This window comes from Longispora sp. NPDC051575, assembly GCF_040681875.1.
Lineage (GTDB): Bacteria > Actinomycetota > Actinomycetes > Mycobacteriales > Micromonosporaceae > Longispora.
The window spans coordinates 648237-664616 of record NZ_JBFAZP010000007.1; the positions used below are offsets into that span (position 1 = coordinate 648237).

The window sequence follows — 16380 nt, forward strand, 5'->3', positions numbered from 1 at the left end:
TCGTGCAGCACGGCGGTAGAAGTTCGTGGGCGGCGGCGCAGCACGCCGCCGCCCACGGCACCGCCGCCATGATGCTGCCCGCCCGAAAAGGCGCTCTGCGATGACCGGCCCGCGCCCGACGTCGACGGATGCCGCTGGCTGGTGCCAGCGTTGGCTGCACGGCCGCCAGAGCTGGCGGCACCGCAGCGAACCAGGCGGCTTCGACCGCGACCGGTACGCGATCGTCCCGGTCGACTACGAGCCGGCCCGCCGGTTCGTCACCGGCCACCACTACTCGGCGACCTGGCCGGTGGACCAACTCCGCTACGGACTGCTCGACGTGACCGGCCCGGCCCCGTCCACGGCGGAGCTGGCCGTCGACGGGCAGCGCCTCGTCGGCGTCATCGTGCTGGGCGTCCCGATGAACAAGGCCGTCCTGACCGGCCCGTTCCCGACGCTCGTCCCGTACCGCGAGAGCATGGACCTGGCCCGGCTGGTGCTGCTCGATGAGGTCCCAGCCAACGCCGAGACGTTCTTCACCGCCAGAGCACTGCGCCTGGCCGCGGGGGAGGGTGTACGCGGGCTGACCGCCTACGCAGACCCCACCGAACGCCTCCACCGCCTCCCCGACGGCACCACCGTGACCATCAAGCGGGGGCACCTCGGCTACGTGTACCAGGCCGGAGGGTGGACTTACCTCGGGCGAAGCAAGCCCCGACCCCAGATCCTGTTGCCCGATGGCACCGTGCTCAACGCCAGGGCCATCGCCAAGGTCACCGGCGGTGAGCGCGGACAAGACGCGATCATCCACCACCTCCGTGCCCTCGGGGCCACCGAACCCCGACCGGACCGGTGCCAGCGGAGCTGGCTGGATGAGGCGCTGAACGACATCGGCGCGCACCGGGAACGCCACACCGGCTGCCACAAGTACGCCATCCGGGTCGGACGCAACCGGGCCGAGCGCACCAGCACCCCCATCCCGCTGTCCGGCGGCCCATATCCGAAGCACAACCACCTGGAGCCCCGATGAACACCTTCCCGCTGACCCGGGGGATGCACCTGCCCCGTCCCCGACCGGCCGCTGCCGAGCCGGCGGGCGTGCTGTCGCGCCGGCGCGTCGCCGAGCTGGAGGCCAAGATGTGGCACTCCTACCGGGTGCTGGAGGCCGCGTTGACCGTGACCCGCCGGACCCACCGGGTGACCGCCGTGGTCTGGTTGTTCTCCGGCGGCAACGACTCCGCGACCCTCGGGCACCTGTTCGGCCGGGTGAACCCCTCCCTCACCCTGGCCGTGCACGCCAACACCGGCATCGGGATCGAGGCCACCAGGGTCCACGTCCGCCAGACCTGCCAGGACTGGAACCTGCCCCTGCTGGAACTGCACCCGCCCGCCGGATCCACCTACCGGGACCTCGTCCTGGCCGAGGGGTTCCCGGCCCCCGCCCGGCACTACCTGATGTACCAGCGACTCAAGGAACGCGCCCTGCACCAGGCCCGCAACCTCCTGGTCACCGACCCCCGCAAAGAACGGGTGATCTTCCTGGCCGGCCGGCGGCGCACCGAGTCCCTGCGCCGCCGGAAGGTCCCGACGTGGGACCGGAAAGGCTCGATCCAGTGGGTCTCCCCACTGACGACCTGGACCACCGCCGACATGAACACCTACCGCGCCCGGTACCCGGACCTGCCCCGCAACGAGGTCGCCGACACCCTGCATATGTCTGGTGAGTGCCTGTGTGGGTGTTTCGCCAAAGTGGGGGAGCTGGACGAAATCGCCTACTGGTACCCGGAGGTGCGCGCGGAGATCGCCGAACTGGAAGCCGAGGTCCGCGCGGCCGGAATCCCGGAACCGTACTGCCGGTGGGGCTGGGGCGCCGACCGCCGCGAGCGCGGAGCCCGCCGGATCGGCCAGCTCTGCTCCAGCTGCACCCGCAGGTAGCCCGCGGAAGTGAAGGCGGGCCGGTCGGCACGTTGGGCAACAGGCTGACCGGCCCCGCCCCGGTGCACCACACGGCCGGAGGTATGGCCAGAACACCAGGACGCCCGACCATCCTAAACCAGGAGCACTACCATGACCGCTCCCACCGAACTTGACCTCCGCCCCCGCCGCGACCACAACTTCGGTGCCCGGCTGTCCGGTCGCGCCGGCGTGCGGCAGGATCAAGGGATGGCCGCCAGCAACCCGACAACCACCCCGCCAGACACACTCCTCGACCGGGCCGGTGTAGCGGCGCTGACGGGCAAGAACATCAAGACGGTCGACTACTGGTACTGGCACCGTGACCGGTTGGGTTTTCCTGAGCACCACGTCGGCGTGCAGTGGCGTGCCGGGGACATCCTCCAGTTCGTCGCCCGGCTCGAAGAAGCCCGCAAGGCGAACCTGACCGCGATCGACTACGACGGTGACCCCAACGACATCGTCAACGCCGCTCAGGCGGCCAAGGTTCTCGGGTACAAGAGTCGAACCAGCCTGCGGAACTCGAAAGTCTGGGACAAGCTGGTCGAAAAGGCGCTCCCCTCGTCGCAGACCCTGGCCGACGGGCGAACCCTGTGGGAATTCCTCCGCAAGGACGTCTGGCAGGTCGGAGAAGAACGCGAAGGCAAGGGGACCGGGCAGATCAGCCGCAAGCCCGTGCCAGCGTCCCACCGCAACGTCGACCGCAACGGCGACCCCGAGGACATCGTCCCGGCACCGGAAGCGGCCCGGATACTCGGCTACACCCGAGCGCAGTATCTCCCGGCGGAGGCACTCGCGCTGGCTATCAACATCGTCAGCGCCGACGCGGGCATCCGACAGCCACCTCGCAAGTTCCGGCGTGGAGACCTCATCGCCTATCACGACCAGCAACTGACCGGAGAACGCGTCGCCGAGTAGCGGTAGGCCAGGTGGTCCGTGCCGGATCCCGGTGGATCCGCGGGCTGCAACTCCGTTGTCGATCTTGACTTGGTCAGCAACTATGGAGGGGGCTGTGCGCCGACTCCCCCGTGGTCGGCGCACACCCGTTGCTGTTCGCCGGCAGCCGGCTGTCGGGCCGGCAGGGTGTTCATTCGGCGGTCCTTCCGGCTCTACCCGGGCCAACTTGGGCGATGTCGTTTCTGAATCAAGCGTGCCGGCACAGGCCATTGTGGAAGGCGATCCGGATGCTCTTCCGGCGGCATGAGCGGTGCCGGAAAGCCGTGCTGGCGACCACTCGGATCCGGAACTCCAGCATTGGGCAAGATTTCGTCGGATCGCCTGCGCGGAAAGGGTTCCGGAACTTCAGTCCACAGCAGATTGAGCTGCCGGAACGCCCTGCTGGCAGGGTAGAGTGAGGCGATCCGCTTGAATCGGAGCGGCCCCGGGGTGCGCTAACACCGCCAGGGCCTGGCTCCAGAACCTCTGCCTAACAGGAGTTCTTTTGCGTACCGAAGAATCTACCAGCTCTGCCATGCCCAAATTATTCCTGTATGGTCGGGCGGTGGCCCTGGCTGCGGCCGTGGGGCAGTCCGCGCCGAGCGAGCACGACCTGATGGTGCAGATCGGGACGAACTGGTGGCTGGCATGGCTGGCCCCGTTACTACTGGGGATCTACTCGACTCTGGCATTTCGGGCCCGTTACCGCCTGGATACCCTGCTGGCACTGCTATTGATGATCTTGGGGCAGGCGCTCGCGCACATGCTGGCCAGCCACATGATCGCCAGCGGGCCCCTGCTGGTGATCGCGGTCGTGTCGATCTACCCGGTGGTCATCTGGCGCATCGAGGTTCTCGGCGAGCTGATGATGGAACACGGCCGTCAGAACGCCGACCGTGAGCGGGCCATCCTAACGGCCGAGGCGGCGAATCTCGATCCGGACCGAGTTCCGGACGCGCGCTCGCTCGCGCCGGCAGGGTTGCCGGACATGCGACCCGGTGCCGGAACGCCGGGAGCGAACGTGCCGGACCGCGCCGCCGATCCGGCAACACCGCACGGCGACGTTCCGGACCGCCCGACAACGGTTCCGGAAGTCCCGGACAGCGAGCCGGAACCGCAGCCGGCTATCGAAACGCCAGGGCCCGAGCCAGAACCCGCCGAGGACACCGAGCCGGACGGCGAACCGGAACCGGAACCGAAGCCCACCCCCGGGGACGTGGCCGTCCAGGTGCTGACACTGCGAGAGCACCGGCCGGAGCTGACCCAGCCGGAAGCGGCCCTGCTGATCGGAATCTCCGACCGGCACCTGCGAACCTGCCTACGCGAGGCCGGAGTGAAGTGGGGACCGCGCGGTCGGCGGACCTCTCGACGGAAGGGGGACGCGCGGGCCTTGCAGCGCGCGTAGGGCCGCCCACGGGACCTCCACGCCGCAGTCCGAGCAGTCCGGACCCGCAGCCTTTCGTCAAGGTGCTCCGCGCGGACAATCGAGGGGATAACTCCATGTCAAACTGGCAGCCGGATCCCCGGACGAAAGGCGACGGCGTTGACCGACGATGAGCGGACACACGCGACCAAGACCGTGCGGCGGGCTCGGCGGATTCGACGTGTCCGGAATCTCGCGACGTACAGCCCGATCGCCGTGCTCGCCGGCTCCGGCGCGATCGTAGACGCCGCCGCTGGCGACGGTGCCCTGGCGCGCTGGACCGGGTGGGCGATGACGGCGGCGGCGGTCGTGTTGACTCTCGCGCTGGCGTTGGTCGTCGTATTCCAGCGGTGGATGCGTGTCCATGAGTGGTGGCCGTACCTATTGGCGCCGGCCACAATGGTCAGCTTCCTAGTCGGCACGGTCGCCGCTGCGGTCACGTCGCCTGCGCACTGGTTCCTAGCGGCCGTCGGCTGGCTGCTGTTCTTCGTGGTGTTCACAGTCGCGATCCGGTACGTTCGCCGGCCTTTGAGTGCCAGCGCGCCGATCTGGCGACAGTAGTCGAACTGATTAGATCGCAACTGCGGGCGAGGTGGAGATCGTGGGTGCTGAAGAAGTATCTCAAACATTGGATCTTGAATTCGACGGAGAATTGCTCATCCCGCGTGTCAACACGTTAGCCTATCGACAGATCTATTCCCTCGAAGGTTGGATGCGCAGAATCTGCCTCACGGCTTGGATGGGAGTCTTCGGTGCTAGTTGGTCGCAACATCTCGACCCCGTTCTGCTGAAGACGCTTGAAGGGAGGGTGCGGCGAAACCACCAGCGGCTCCACCTTGATGCGGAATCAAATGATGATCTGATCTGGCAGTCGACCCACCATGAACTGCTGTCCATGTTGACGCACGACTCCGTGGCCGTATCGGTTCACCGGCTCACCGGATTTGACCAAAGCTTTGTTCACAACACCTTTGACCAGGTTCGGGGCATCAGAAATATCTTGGCCCACAACAGGGCGCTCTCGCGGAAGTCTCTCGATATTCTTCAATCCTTGATAGCCGACCTTGAGAAGTTCGTGGACGCCTTCAGGGCAAGCATTCTTTATGGGGCGCACGATATCCTAAGTGATGATGATTGGATGGGGAATTTTCTGGCTGAACAACTCGTCGGCAACGATTGGAGCCAGTTCCAAGCGTTCGTTTGCCGTAAGGGCGACTTCGTTGAATACGTCACCTTGCCGACTGCTCCATTCGACAAATGGCCTGATGCTGAGCGGCTATTGAAGGTCTACGCTTCCCACCTCGACGGCATAGTTGCGTTCTGCCTCAATAAGGAAGGGGATGAGATCGGGATCCTTGCCCCGGCGGTCCTTGATGACCAAGCTCACATCGACTTGTGTGACATCTTCTCGGGAAATCCTAACGTGTGGACCGATGTCCCCTTCGTTGCCCAGCATCCAAAGTTCATTTGCAGCCCCAAAGTCTGGATCTACGAGAATCGGTCACCGTTCAAGGATTATGGTGCAGCGGCTCCTTTTGAATAACGAGCGCTCGCGACTGTGAGTCGCACCTAAGGTCGCCTCGGAGTCAGACGGCCGGGAGCGGGCGATCGCTGCTCAGGGTCCACATTGGGTACACAACCGCAGCCGGCGGGCAGCGAAGACTCAGTTGAGGTTGCTGGAGGCTCCCAACGGGGACCGGATCAAACTCATCAAGGAGCTGTGCTGGATGCTTCGCGCTGGCGGGTGCACCGCTTTGGAGTTACAGTGCAGCATCATGACGCTACCTAGAGTCGTCGTTGGCGGTGACCGCCTGCGGGGTTTGCTGGGGGTTGAGTGCCTGCGCCACACACTCATAAGTGTGAAGGGAGAAGTGGCACGTCGATGACGTTGATCCTGTCGGCCATGACGCAGCAGTGCATCGTTATGGTCTCTGATCGTCGCCTGACGGACTCGGTGACGAAGAAGATTGTCGAGCACAATGAGAACAAGGTCGTCTTACTCGCCGATCGGCTCATGCTGGGCTACACCGGATTCGCCAAGCTTGACAAGACTCCTACGGACATCTGGGTCGCCGAGCAGGTCACGGGGTCCCACCCCAGTCAATGGTTGACGATTCTGCAAGAGCGTGCGGCTGTCGCTGTGCGGAGAGTTAGACGCAACTATCGCGTGCCCCCCAGTAAGTCCCGCCACGCTTTCCTTGTTGCAGGTTGGCTACCTGATGAGTCCGGAGTGGATCGGCCGCATTCGTTTCTCATCAGCAATTTCCACGATGCAAACGGCAATGACAGATCGCAGCCAACCAATGAATTCACCATGTCAACAGAGACGTTGAGACCGAACGACTATTCAAACCTGAGCTGGGTGGGTGGGCTAGCTAAAGGCGGTCAGGAGCGGCTTGTCCGAGCGCTTCGCGTCATCTCCAAATACTCGGCTCAGAACCCCGGTCGCCCGGACGGCATTGTTGAAGTCCTCATCAAGGAACTGCTGAACACAGCCGAAGTCGGTGTGGGGCCGGGTAAGGAAAAGCTCGTCGGCCGCGACATGCTCGTAACGGCGTTCCCGCGCCTAGCTATTGGATCTGGCGGTGTCCTCATGCCGATGAACCCGAGGTACCTTTCCGACCGTCACGTCACCGCCTCCTATTTGGAGGACGCTTGGTATCACGATCGGACGAGAGCACTCATGCGGTATGGGCCGATTGTTGTGCAGCCGGACATGATCTTGCGTGGCATGGAGATTTCAGACCAACCGCTGAAGGCGCTCTAGTGGGCAGGCTCGACGACTAGCGAAAGTCGCGGGACGTGCTCGGGACCGGGAGCCTCAGGGCAGCGACGTGTTCGGCGGACAGGCTGAGAGCTCCGTCAGCGGACTGGATCTAGCCGCGGGACGTCGGGCACCGCAAGGCGAAGCCCGAAGTCTACTCAGCCAACCCGCTGGACTTCGACCTGTACCCACCCCGGCTTCCCCGTCAGCTCGGCGGCCAGGGCCTCAGCCTTGGCTCGGGTCAGGTGCTCGACCAGGGCATCACGGCCGGCGACAGTCACCTGGACCTCATAAGACCCTGACGGGTTGTGCCGCACAATCACCTCTGCCCTTTCGGCGGGCTCGATTCGACCGTTCCACCAGTGCGCGATCGTCGTCATCTCCACCTTCCGATCCTCGAACCCTTGTGGCTCTCCTCGGCTTTCTGTGGGCGGGGATGGTTGCCCTGATGCGGGCTGCGGGCATCCAGGTTCCGAGCCTCTGACCGGCAGAGCGCCATTGACCGGGATTGTCGGCGGTTGTGAGCCACGGCATCCGGGTTCGACCACCCGGGGTCAGGAGTCCGGCTGACAGGTAGGCATCTGACTTCCTTGATCATCTGCCGGGAAGGCCGAAGCGTTGCGTGTCACCGCCGTTTGCAATCAACTCCTGGCCATCCCGGACGCCTCGGTGGCCGCCGTGAACATCACCAGCGAAGGGGTCATCGTCCGGTTGCGGCGGCAGGGCCGCCGGATGTGGTGCCCATGCGGCCACGAGGTGGCGACGCACTACGACCAGCGGCTACGCCGGTGGCGACACCTGGACCTCGGCGCCCGCCCGGTCTGGCTGGAAGCACCCATCCGCCGACTGAACTGCCCTGGCTGCCGGCGGGTGCGCACCGAACAGGTCGGTTGGGCCCGCCCCGCAGCACGGCACACCTACGCCTTCGAACAGGTCGTGGCGTGGCTGGCCCAGCGCATGGACAAGACCGCGGTCACCGAGCTGATGCGCTGCTCCTGGGAAGCCGTCGACGCCATCGTCCGCCGGGTCGTCACCGACCACCTCGACAACACCCGCCTCGACGGCCTGCGCCACCTCGGCATTGACGAGATCAGCTACCGACGCGGCCACACCTACCTGACCGTGATCGCCAACCACGACACCGGCCGAGTCGTCTGGGTCGGCGAGGGGCGAGGCCGGGGCACCGTCGAGGCGTTCTTCGACGACCTGGGCTCCGAACGCACCCGGAAACTGGAGGCGGTCACCATGGATGCCGCCGGCAACTACATGGCCGTGGTCCGCGAACGCGCACCCCGGGCCGAGATCTGCCTGGACCCATTCCACGTCGTCGCCTGGACCAACGACGCCCTCGACGCCGTCTACCGCACCGAACCCCGCTCCCGCCCCGACCCGCAAGGCACCGGACGGCCCGGCAACCGCGCCTACTGGCGCAACGCCCGCTACGTCCTACGCGCCGCCTCCGAACGCCTCAGCACCGGACACCGCGAAGTCCTCCAGCAACTACGACAGACCCGTGAACGGCTCGGCCACGCCTGGGAACTCAAAGAACAACTCCGCGATCTCTACCGCACCGTCGCACCTGAAAATGCCGTCGGCTACCTCGCCAACTGGATCTCCGCCGCCTTCTACAGCGGCATCCCAGCCATGGCCGCGCTCGCCCAGAAAATCGACCGCCACTTCGAGCCGATCATCGCCTCCGTCCAGCGCGGCCTATCCAACGCCCGCATGGAAGGCATCAACACGAAAATCCGCGTCATCCAACGCCGCGGCTACGGACACCCCACCGCCGATTCCCTCGCCGCCATGATCTTCCTCTGCCTCGGCGGCATCAACCTTCGCCTACCCACACAAACCTGAGGAGAGCCACCCTTGTACGCACAGGTCAAGACGGCACGCCAGGCACTGCACCGCGTTTCAGGGTTTTGGAGCCGTTGTCGTTGGTGCTGATCCGATTGGCCGGTGAGGGGCCGGCAGTCCGATATCGGAGAAGTTGAGCTAATGCTCAGCGTCATGTAAAAGACCTGGTCGCCCTGATTGCTGCCAGCTCCAGGACCAAAATCGAACACATGTGCGATAGTTGGCCGACGCGGTCCGCGAAGCCCACTCACCAGGAACTTGCCGGACGTATTCCTCAGGAGGTGTGTACGAGGTGGCGACAAGTGCGCGCCTGGTCGGTGGCGACCGTGCCGACCCACGTACTCGGGAGGAAGTTCTGGCTGGGCTGATGCGGGCACCGGGTCTTGCTGGCAAGGTCCGTACGGCGACTACTGCGCCGGACGCCGCAGGTGGCAGTGCCGTGCGGATTGTTCCGGTTCGGCCCGAATTGGCGGCCGTGCTTCCGGACGGGGGCCTTCGACGCGGCTCGACAATGGCCATCACCAGTGGCACGGGCCTTCTCATTGAGTTGATGGCCGCAGTGTCGAAGGCTGGGGGCTGGTGCGCGGTGATCGGGATGCCCACGCTCAGCGCCCTGGCTGCTGACGCCGCAGGGGTCAGCTTGGACCGGCTGGCGCTGGTGCCCAAGCCGGGACCAGGGTGGGCCGAGGCTGTCGCTGCTCTCGTGGACGGATTCGACATGATCGTGGTCGAACCCGCCCTCAAGGTACCTGCCGCATTGGCCGGGCGCCTCGACGCGCGCGTACGTCAGCGCGGAGCAGTTCTACTCGTCTACGGCGCGGCCGAGTGGCCGGGGGCCGACGTCCGCCTCGGTGTCGACGTGGCCGCGTCTACCTGGCATGGAATTGGCCCGGGCCGTGGTCGGCTCCGCTGGCGTGAGCTAGTGATCACCGCACAGCGTGGGCACGCGGCTCCGGCTCGCCGTGGCACGTTCACCATCGGTGAGCGCCCGGTACTACCCGCCGGAACAGGTCTGCGGGTCGTGCCTACTCTGCCGGGACTTGTCGAACATCGGCGCGCGGTGTGACCGTGGCGTTGATGGCAACCCTTGAGGGACGGTGGCAGGCGCGGGACTTCGAGGGCGATGCGGCCCGTTTCTATTCGGCTGGCCGGCGTGTGCGATCAGCCAGCGTGTAGAGCAGCGCGGCCAGGGTAGTGCCGGCGACGATGTCCTGCTTGTCAACCAGCCCGAGGATGTCGTCCAGCGGCACCCACGCGCGCCTGTCGGACTCGAAGCTGTCCTTCGGCGGGCCGATGTGGGTGGCTGAGTCGGCGCGGAAGATGTGGTGGGCGCTGGTCATCAGGCCCGGCGACGGCTGGGTGTAGAGCAGTGGCCGGAGAACACCTGGACGCCATCCGGTTTCTTCCTCGAATTCGCGGCCAGCGGCTGCGGCCGGCTCCTCGCCCGGTTTGATGCTGCCGAGCGGGATCTCCCACGCCCATGTGTCCGTGATGAACCGATGCCGCCAGATCAACAAGACCTTGTCGTCGTGCACGACGACGGCACCGGCCCCTGGCGCGGCGGAACGCACGATGCGGTGGTCAAGGTGCCGCCCATCTGGCAGCTCGACGTCGGCGGACGTGACGTGTACCCACTGGTCGCGGTACAGCTCGCGCTCGCTGTGGATCTTCCACTTCATCCGACATTCCCTCGCTGCTCCGTGGTGTACCAGGTCGCTCGCTCCAGGAATTCTCCCACCGGCGGAGCTGGCCGGGCCGGGCGGAGTGCCTGCACGACCGTGCCTATCCGGTCGCGGATGCGTCCGCTCTCCATTCCCTCGGCCAGGTCGAGCATCTGCCCGCCGACGTGTGCTGCGTGTTCCGCTTCGCCACGGGCGGCCAGGACGAGCGCGAGTCCGCCGTAGCGGTGGACCTGCCCGCGTAGGTGGGTCAGCGGCGCGGTCCGCACCGACTCCTCCGCGTAAGCCTGGGCCGCGGACAGGTCCCCGATGCGGCGCAGCGCCTCTGCGGCCTGCGTCTCCACGAGCCCGGGGGCGACGTAGGAGTGCTCGACCACCTGGCCGCTGCCGAAAGAGACCCGGGCTACGGCGGCTTCAGATTCGCGGAGGTGCGCTCGCGCCGATACCGCGTCGCCCATCCTCGCGTACGCCTTGGCCGCGAGCGCGTGCAAATCGGTGATCAGCGAGGAGCCGAGTTCAGAGCCGGCCGCGCGTAGAGCGGTCTGGGCGTACTGCACGACCAGCCGGCAGTCTCCCCGGAAAAGGGCCTGGTTGGCTAGCAGGGCGACCACGTAGCCCCCGTGGCCCCGGTCGCCTGAGGCTTTGGCGAGGCGGAGCGCGTGGAAGAAGTGCCGCTGGGCGAGGGGTTGTTCGTCCCCGTCGTACGCGCATACCCCGGCAAATGCTGCCAGGCCGGCGGCGGCGCGGAATAGCTGCCGGCCCAACGGGTCGTCGTAGGCAGCCCGGAGCAGCGGCGCCACTTCGTTGTTGAGAAGCGCGACGATCCGCGGACGGGTCGGCACCCCTCCGACCCTGCGGTACATCTCCTGATAGTTCGCTCTCGCGCGTACGAGCCGGTCAACCTCGTGGGCGGTGACGCGGTCGCGGCCGGTGCGGGTGATGTCCCGGTCCTCGGGCGGGTTCTCCCACGTCCAGACCGGTTCGATGGCCGCCGGACCGGTCACCGACGTTCGGGGACCTCGGCCCTTGAGGTCCCCGCGCCACAGGGCGGCGGCCTGGTCGACGGCGCGGTCCAACGTCTCCGGGGTGCTCTGCCCGGTGCGGTCCATGCCGATGTCAGACAGGGACACCGGCCCGCTGAAGGCGACGCTGAGGATCTCACAGATCAGCTCGGGCACCGGTGGGCGGGGGATCGCGTGATCGCGGACCCACCGGGCTACCGAGGCGTGGTCGTGTCGCAGCCCGAGGTCGGGCCGCGCGGCGTTGACGCGGGAGGCGAGTCCGGCATGGGACATGCCCGCGCGCTCGATCGCGGCGTCCAGCAACATGTTCGGCCCAGACATCAACCCAGCCTATGTGTCCCGGCGTACCGGGCGAAGAGGGCGAAGCGATTCACACCCCGTGTGAATCCTCTTCCACTGTCGACTGACCTCACACCCTCCCGCCCGGGCAATCGATGGCCTTCCCTGGAAGGGGCAGTGCAGAGCGATAGCCCGGGAGGAGGTACCGACATGAAGCACTCAGCCAGCGCATGCGCCCTGCCCGGCAAGTGCGCGGTGCCGGTGCCGGTGCCGGTGCCGGGAGCAGGGTGCGGGCTGCCTGCCGGCACCCTGCTGGTCCGGGTTCTAGTAGATGAGTTCCTGCCGTCCGCCGGCCAGGGTGAGGGTGCCGACTTCGAGAACAGTGTCGGTGGCGGCGTCGCGGACGATGCGCAGGATCGTCATAACCACGGGCTTGTCGAGTTCGAGGTCTGCGATCTCCTCCTGGCTCGCCTCGCGGGCGCCCACGATGTCGGTGTGTTCGAGGGTGTAGCCGGCGTCTTCGAAGCGGCTGTACATCCCGCCTGGGCCGGTGTTGTCCTCGGCGAGGATCGGGAGCTGTTCCACGATCGCGGGGCTGAACCAGCTCGTGGCGAGCTGGAGGGGCGCGTCGGTGGTGGCCATGCGCCGGGCGCGAGCGAGGACCGGGGTGGCCTCGGTGACGCCGAGGAGTTCGGCGACGGCGGCCGGGGCGGGCTTGGCCGGGTCGATGGTCGTGGTCACGTTCCACTCGACGCCGGCCTGCACCAGGTCCGCGTAGAAGCCGCGCTGTTCGCCGGCCTGGGCGCGGTTGCGGGCGAGGCGGCGGATCGGCTGTTCGACGGTGGTCACTCGGTGGTCTCCTCGCTGAGCTGGGACGAAACGGTACTGCTGGGAACTCTAGAGGGCCTGGATCCCCATCCGGCTGGCGAGTGCGGCAGCGCGACGTGGGGGGTGCTTGGCCCGGCTCGCCCGGCGGACGATCTCGCGGGCGAGGGAGTGGTGGCGGATCTGCTCGCCCGCGAACTGCTCCGCGGTCAACAGCAGGTCGACAGCCTCCTCCACGCGGCCGAGCCGGGTCAGGGCGCGCGACGACTCGATCGCGTGACGTCCCCGGCGCTCGATCGGCACGGGCGAGGTGTCCAGGGGGACGCCGATCGCGGCGGCGCGTGCGGCGTCTCCCAGCTCGATGGCCACGACGGTCCGGTGGATCTGGACGTTGATCGGCCCGAACCCGGTGTAGGCGTGGTTGCCGTTGTAGCCGAGGCGGGTTGCAAGCGCGTCGGCGTGGGCGAGGTGCTGTTCGGCCTGCTCGGCGTGGTCTGCCTGTGCCGCCGATCGGGCTCCGATCAGGTGCAGCATCCCGAGTACGGACAGGTCCGTGCCGTCGGCCTCCGGCCGCGACAGGTCGGCTTCGACCAGGGTCACCGCCGAGTCGATCAGGGCGGCGGACTCGGCGAACAGACCCAGCGCCCCGAGGGTGTAGGCCACGATCCGGTACAGGGATCCGATGGTCGGGACGTCGCCGGACATCTGCGCGAGCTCCAGCCCGCGACGTGCGGTCCCGAAGGCCAGGTCCGGCTCACCGAGCTTGGGCACGAACACACCGACCAACTGGTGGGCGGCGGCAGACTGGCGCAGCGCCCGGCGCTGGTCGTCGCCGGTGAGCAGCCGGGTGGCGGCGAGGGTGTCGGTGACGATCGCGGGCAGCAGCAGCGCGGTCCGGTTGTAGCGGGACGACTGGTAGTCGTTCCAGGCGTAGTTCACACGCACGGCCAGCGCGTCCAGGTCGACGCCGGCTTGGTGGCCGGCGAGCTGGTCGGCGGGCAGGAACTGCCGGACGTCGGTGAGTGCGGCCCGCAACTGCGGGATGCTGCCGTGCCCCTCGCCGTCGCGCCAGTCCAGGAGGATGTCCGCGCCGAGCAGGTCACCGAAGGGGACGGCGAGCGCGTCGGCGAGATCGCGCAGGACGGAGATCCGGTCGATCTCGTGTCTGCCCGTCTCGACTTTGCGCAGCCATTCGTCGGTGCGGCCGACAAGTCCGGCCAGTTCCGTCTGGCTGAGTCTGCGCCGGTGCCGGTGCTTGGCGATCCGCTGTCCGGTGGTCAGGTGGGCGTCGGAGTCTCGCATGTCGACAGTCTCCCATCGAGATCACTGAGAGTACCGGGAAGAATTTTCCCGGTACCGCTCCCGAGGCCGGATTACGGTCATCGCAGCCCTTGCGCCCCACATCAAGATCAACGGTGCGAACGGGCTGATAGCGCCTCAGCGTATCCCTGTCACCTGCGCCCGTCGACGGTGCGACCCGGGGAAGGAGCGTTCCCGATGCCCGAACAAGCTTCGACTAGCCACCGCCTCGCCGGGACCGTCGGGGTGGGCCTGAACTTCGATGCCGTCGCCGTGTGTGCCTGCGGGAGTCTCCCCCTGTGGCCCCGGGCGTCCGCTGCGCCAACGGCGGGCGGCTCCGACTGCGGCGATGGCAGGGGGCCGACGACGCGGCCCGTGCTGGACCGGACGCGATACCGGACCGGTAGCAGCCCGACGCCGTTGGGCCGGGACTGCACGTCGTGGGGTGGCCGCCAGTTGGCGTCGCGGGCGGTCACCCCCCTTGATTCAGGCTGGCGGTTCCTTCGACCAACTCCCCGGTCAGGATCCGGCCAGCCGGCCCACAGCGGGGCGGTGAAGTTGTGACCGCCATGGCGGCGGTAACCGCGATCTACCTGGGTGCCCTGCACACCCGCCGTGATGCCGGCGACCTGTTCGCCATCGTCGGCGTGCTCCTGGAGGCGCCGAGCGCGGTCGGGCCGGTGGCGGGCTGGCTGGACCGGGAAGCCGGTCCGGTGAGGTTCGTGTGCCGCCTCGGGCACGGCTGGTGCGCCGTCAACGGCCCGGCCGACATCCGCGAACTCATTGACGGCCGCGCTCCCCAGCTGATCACGACGGCCGGCGACGTCCTGTCCGCGCTGCCGACCTCGCGCGGACCGGTTCGCCTGCACAACGACCTGGTGTATGAGGCCAGGCCCGAATCCGAAGGCTGGTCGCTGTGGTCACTGCCCTCGGCGCCGGCTACCGCACCCGTCGCGGAGAGGAGGTGATCACCGTGAGGGACATGCTGCGCCGCTCCATCGGCTACTAGTGCCCGACCGGTGGGAAGGCCCGGTCCGCCGGGCCTTCCTTCCCGACCTCCGAGGAGGACGACATGATCACCGATTCTCTCGTGCGGGCCCTCGCCGATGATGAGGCCCTGGGCGAAGTGCTCTACCAACTGATCACCATGTACCCGCCGAACGCCGACGTGCTGGTGGTCGAGGACGCCGACGGCCGGTTGTCGATCGTCGCGGGCGTCGAGGCGCCCACCGACCCGAACGGCCTGTGCCTGGTCGTGAGCCGCAAGCGGATCCAGGACCTCGCCGACAACTACGGCTACCCGTCCGCCACCCTGGAGTTCGCGCATTGGCGTCGCCAGCTCGCGGGCCTGGTCCGCCGACAGGGGCCAGTATGACCGCCGCCCTGCACGTCCCGCCGGCGGACATGTTCCAACCGGCCACCGGCCGCGCCCGCGTACCTGGCGCGCTGTCGGCCCCGCCGGCTGCTGCGCAGCGGTCGTTCGCGCCCCGGCTGGTGCGCGCCGCGACGGTCACGGGGCCGTCGAGGTGGCGGCGTCGGCCGGCGTGGCACGACCTGGTCATGCCCGCTCCGGTCGCGGATGTCCAACCCGAGCCCGAGCCGGAGTCGGCCGCGCGGTGCGTGGCCGACGGCCTTGGCCTGGCGGCCGTGACCCGACAGGAAGCGCTGGAGGCCGCCGCCGTGTGCTCGACGCTGACGGCGCTGCGGTGCGTGGCGTGCGACAGCTATCACCTGTTGTGGGGTGCCTGATGGTCAGCCAACACGGGCACCCGACGCACTCGGCTGTCGTCGTGCTGCGGGTCCTGCTGATCGTTGCGGTCGTCGGCGCGGTGGGGTTCGGCGCGTGCTACGGGCTGTGGCCGTGACGTCGGCCGCGCCGCCGGACGTGCGGTCCGGCGGGTCGCTCGGTCCGACCTTGGCGGCCGTGGCGACCACCGCCACGGTCGTCGTGGTCGTGTTCTGGCGGCTGGGCTTCACCGGCCTGCTGCTGCGCCTTTTGACCTGAAAGGAACCTCGCGTGTCCGAACACCCGGGCCGACCCCCACGGCCGGCGACCGGGTGGGGCCACGCCGAAGCGGTGCTGGCCGCGACGGTCGCGGCCCTGACCGGACCGGCCGACCCCCACCGCACCGCTACCCGGCCCCGTTCCGCCGACCCTCCGGCGGCTCCCGGAGCCCCTGACTGACCCACCGCGAAGGAGGCATCCGTGGTTCGGCGACGCACCATCCCGACGCGCGCGGCGCAGGACGTCGCCGCCGCCGATGCCCTCGACCGCGGCGGCCAGCGAGACGACGCCATGAAAGAGGAACGGGCCCGCCACGTGCCCGGGGCCGGTGGGTGGTGCGCGGGGTGCCACCGCAACGG

The 16380-nt window shown here is 67.8% G+C and carries 17 protein-coding genes; 12 read left to right on the plus strand and 5 right to left on the minus strand.

What is annotated here, in order from left to right; genetic code table 11:
- The first annotated feature begins 100 nt into the window (after positions 1-100).
- The 7 genes from AB0M43_RS23945 to AB0M43_RS23975 all read left to right on the plus strand — a co-directional run bounded on the left by AB0M43_RS23945 (position 101) and on the right by AB0M43_RS23975 (position 7058).
- Entirely contained in the window at positions 101-1009 is a 909-nt protein-coding gene (locus AB0M43_RS23945; RefSeq protein WP_363727972.1) for a hypothetical protein, read from the plus strand.
- The gene (locus AB0M43_RS23950) at positions 1006-1914 is read left to right on the plus strand and encodes a phosphoadenosine phosphosulfate reductase family protein (protein ID WP_363727973.1); all 909 of its coding nucleotides are present in this window, start codon (positions 1006-1008) and stop codon (positions 1912-1914) included. Before AB0M43_RS23945 ends, AB0M43_RS23950 begins: the two co-directional genes overlap by 4 nt.
- 132 nt (positions 1915-2046) lie before the next feature.
- Positions 2047-2850: a hypothetical protein gene (locus tag AB0M43_RS23955; protein WP_363727974.1), complete on the plus strand. Its 804-nt coding sequence runs from the start codon at positions 2047-2049 to the stop codon at positions 2848-2850.
- 583 nt (positions 2851-3433) lie between these two features.
- Positions 3434-4273 (plus strand): hypothetical protein, encoded by an 840-nt coding sequence (locus AB0M43_RS23960; protein ID WP_363727975.1) that lies wholly within the window; start codon positions 3434-3436, stop codon positions 4271-4273.
- Positions 4274-4411: 138 nt separating this feature from the next.
- The gene (locus tag AB0M43_RS23965; protein WP_363727976.1) at positions 4412-4852 is read left to right on the plus strand and encodes a hypothetical protein; all 441 of its coding nucleotides are present in this window, start codon (positions 4412-4414) and stop codon (positions 4850-4852) included.
- 40 nt (positions 4853-4892) lie between these two features.
- Entirely contained in the window at positions 4893-5834 is a 942-nt protein-coding gene (locus AB0M43_RS23970) for a hypothetical protein (protein WP_363727977.1), read from the plus strand.
- A 339-nt stretch (positions 5835-6173) separates the two neighbouring features.
- On the plus strand, positions 6174-7058 hold the full coding sequence (locus AB0M43_RS23975) for a hypothetical protein (RefSeq protein ID WP_363727978.1): 885 nt from the start codon (positions 6174-6176) through the stop codon (positions 7056-7058).
- A gap of 155 nt (positions 7059-7213) precedes the next feature.
- Here AB0M43_RS23975 and AB0M43_RS23980 read toward each other — a convergent pair whose 3' ends face one another.
- Positions 7214-7441 carry a hypothetical protein gene (locus AB0M43_RS23980; RefSeq protein ID WP_363727979.1) on the minus strand — a complete coding sequence of 76 codons (228 nt, stop codon included), beginning with the start codon at positions 7439-7441 and terminating at the stop codon, positions 7214-7216.
- Positions 7442-7733: 292 nt separating this feature from the next.
- Here AB0M43_RS23980 and AB0M43_RS23985 point away from each other — a divergent pair, with 292 nt between their 5' ends.
- Positions 7734-8912: an ISL3 family transposase gene (locus AB0M43_RS23985; protein WP_363727980.1), complete on the plus strand. Its 1179-nt coding sequence runs from the start codon at positions 7734-7736 to the stop codon at positions 8910-8912.
- 1136 nt (positions 8913-10048) lie between these two features.
- Here AB0M43_RS23985 and AB0M43_RS23990 read toward each other — a convergent pair.
- The 4 genes from AB0M43_RS23990 to AB0M43_RS24005 form a co-directional block, all read right to left on the minus strand.
- Entirely contained in the window at positions 10049-10591 is a 543-nt protein-coding gene (locus AB0M43_RS23990; RefSeq protein ID WP_363727981.1) for an NUDIX hydrolase, read from the minus strand.
- Positions 10588-11934 (minus strand): hypothetical protein, encoded by a 1347-nt coding sequence (locus AB0M43_RS23995; RefSeq protein ID WP_363727982.1) that lies wholly within the window; start codon positions 11932-11934, stop codon positions 10588-10590. Before AB0M43_RS23995 ends, AB0M43_RS23990 begins: the two co-directional genes overlap by 4 nt.
- Before the next feature lie 282 nt (positions 11935-12216).
- Complete coding sequence (locus AB0M43_RS24000) at positions 12217-12741, minus strand: UTRA domain-containing protein (protein WP_363727983.1); 525 nt, start codon at positions 12739-12741, stop codon at positions 12217-12219.
- A gap of 48 nt (positions 12742-12789) precedes the next feature.
- The gene (locus tag AB0M43_RS24005; protein ID WP_363727984.1) at positions 12790-14019 is read right to left on the minus strand and encodes a helix-turn-helix transcriptional regulator; all 1230 of its coding nucleotides are present in this window, start codon (positions 14017-14019) and stop codon (positions 12790-12792) included.
- A 566-nt stretch (positions 14020-14585) separates the two neighbouring features.
- Between AB0M43_RS24005 and AB0M43_RS24010 the strand changes: the two genes are divergently transcribed.
- The 4 genes from AB0M43_RS24010 to AB0M43_RS24025 all read left to right on the plus strand — a co-directional run bounded on the left by AB0M43_RS24010 (position 14586) and on the right by AB0M43_RS24025 (position 16021).
- Positions 14586-14984: a hypothetical protein gene (locus tag AB0M43_RS24010; RefSeq protein WP_363727985.1), complete on the plus strand. Its 399-nt coding sequence runs from the start codon at positions 14586-14588 to the stop codon at positions 14982-14984.
- A 104-nt stretch (positions 14985-15088) separates the two neighbouring features.
- Positions 15089-15391 carry a hypothetical protein gene (locus AB0M43_RS24015; protein ID WP_363727986.1) on the plus strand — a complete coding sequence of 101 codons (303 nt, stop codon included), beginning with the start codon at positions 15089-15091 and terminating at the stop codon, positions 15389-15391.
- Positions 15388-15765 (plus strand): hypothetical protein, encoded by a 378-nt coding sequence (locus AB0M43_RS24020; protein ID WP_363727987.1) that lies wholly within the window; start codon positions 15388-15390, stop codon positions 15763-15765. The genes AB0M43_RS24015 and AB0M43_RS24020 overlap by 4 nt, the downstream gene beginning before the upstream one ends.
- A gap of 112 nt (positions 15766-15877) precedes the next feature.
- Positions 15878-16021: a hypothetical protein gene (locus tag AB0M43_RS24025; RefSeq protein ID WP_363727988.1), complete on the plus strand. Its 144-nt coding sequence runs from the start codon at positions 15878-15880 to the stop codon at positions 16019-16021.
- Positions 16022-16380: the final 359 nt, after the last annotated feature.

What these genes read in the sequence shown, in the direction of transcription:
- AB0M43_RS23945 (WP_363727972.1), top strand. Translation starts at nt 101, where the DNA reads ATGACCGGCCCGCGCCCGACGTCGACGGATGCCGCTGGCTGGTGCCAG.
- AB0M43_RS23950 (WP_363727973.1), top strand. Translation starts at nt 1,006, where the DNA reads ATGAACACCTTCCCGCTGACCCGGGGGATGCACCTGCCCCGTCCCCGA.
- AB0M43_RS23955 (WP_363727974.1), top strand. Translation starts at nt 2,047, where the DNA reads ATGACCGCTCCCACCGAACTTGACCTCCGCCCCCGCCGCGACCACAAC.
- AB0M43_RS23975 (WP_363727978.1), top strand. Translation starts at nt 6,174, where the DNA reads ATGACGTTGATCCTGTCGGCCATGACGCAGCAGTGCATCGTTATGGTC.
- AB0M43_RS23990 (WP_363727981.1), bottom strand. Translation starts at nt 10,591, where the DNA reads ATGAAGTGGAAGATCCACAGCGAGCGCGAGCTGTACCGCGACCAGTGG.
- AB0M43_RS23995 (WP_363727982.1), bottom strand. Translation starts at nt 11,934, where the DNA reads ATGTCTGGGCCGAACATGTTGCTGGACGCCGCGATCGAGCGCGCGGGC.
- AB0M43_RS24005 (WP_363727984.1), bottom strand. Translation starts at nt 14,019, where the DNA reads ATGCGAGACTCCGACGCCCACCTGACCACCGGACAGCGGATCGCCAAG.
- AB0M43_RS24010 (WP_363727985.1), top strand. Translation starts at nt 14,586, where the DNA reads ATGGCGGCGGTAACCGCGATCTACCTGGGTGCCCTGCACACCCGCCGT.
- AB0M43_RS24015 (WP_363727986.1), top strand. Translation starts at nt 15,089, where the DNA reads ATGATCACCGATTCTCTCGTGCGGGCCCTCGCCGATGATGAGGCCCTG.
- AB0M43_RS24020 (WP_363727987.1), top strand. Translation starts at nt 15,388, where the DNA reads ATGACCGCCGCCCTGCACGTCCCGCCGGCGGACATGTTCCAACCGGCC.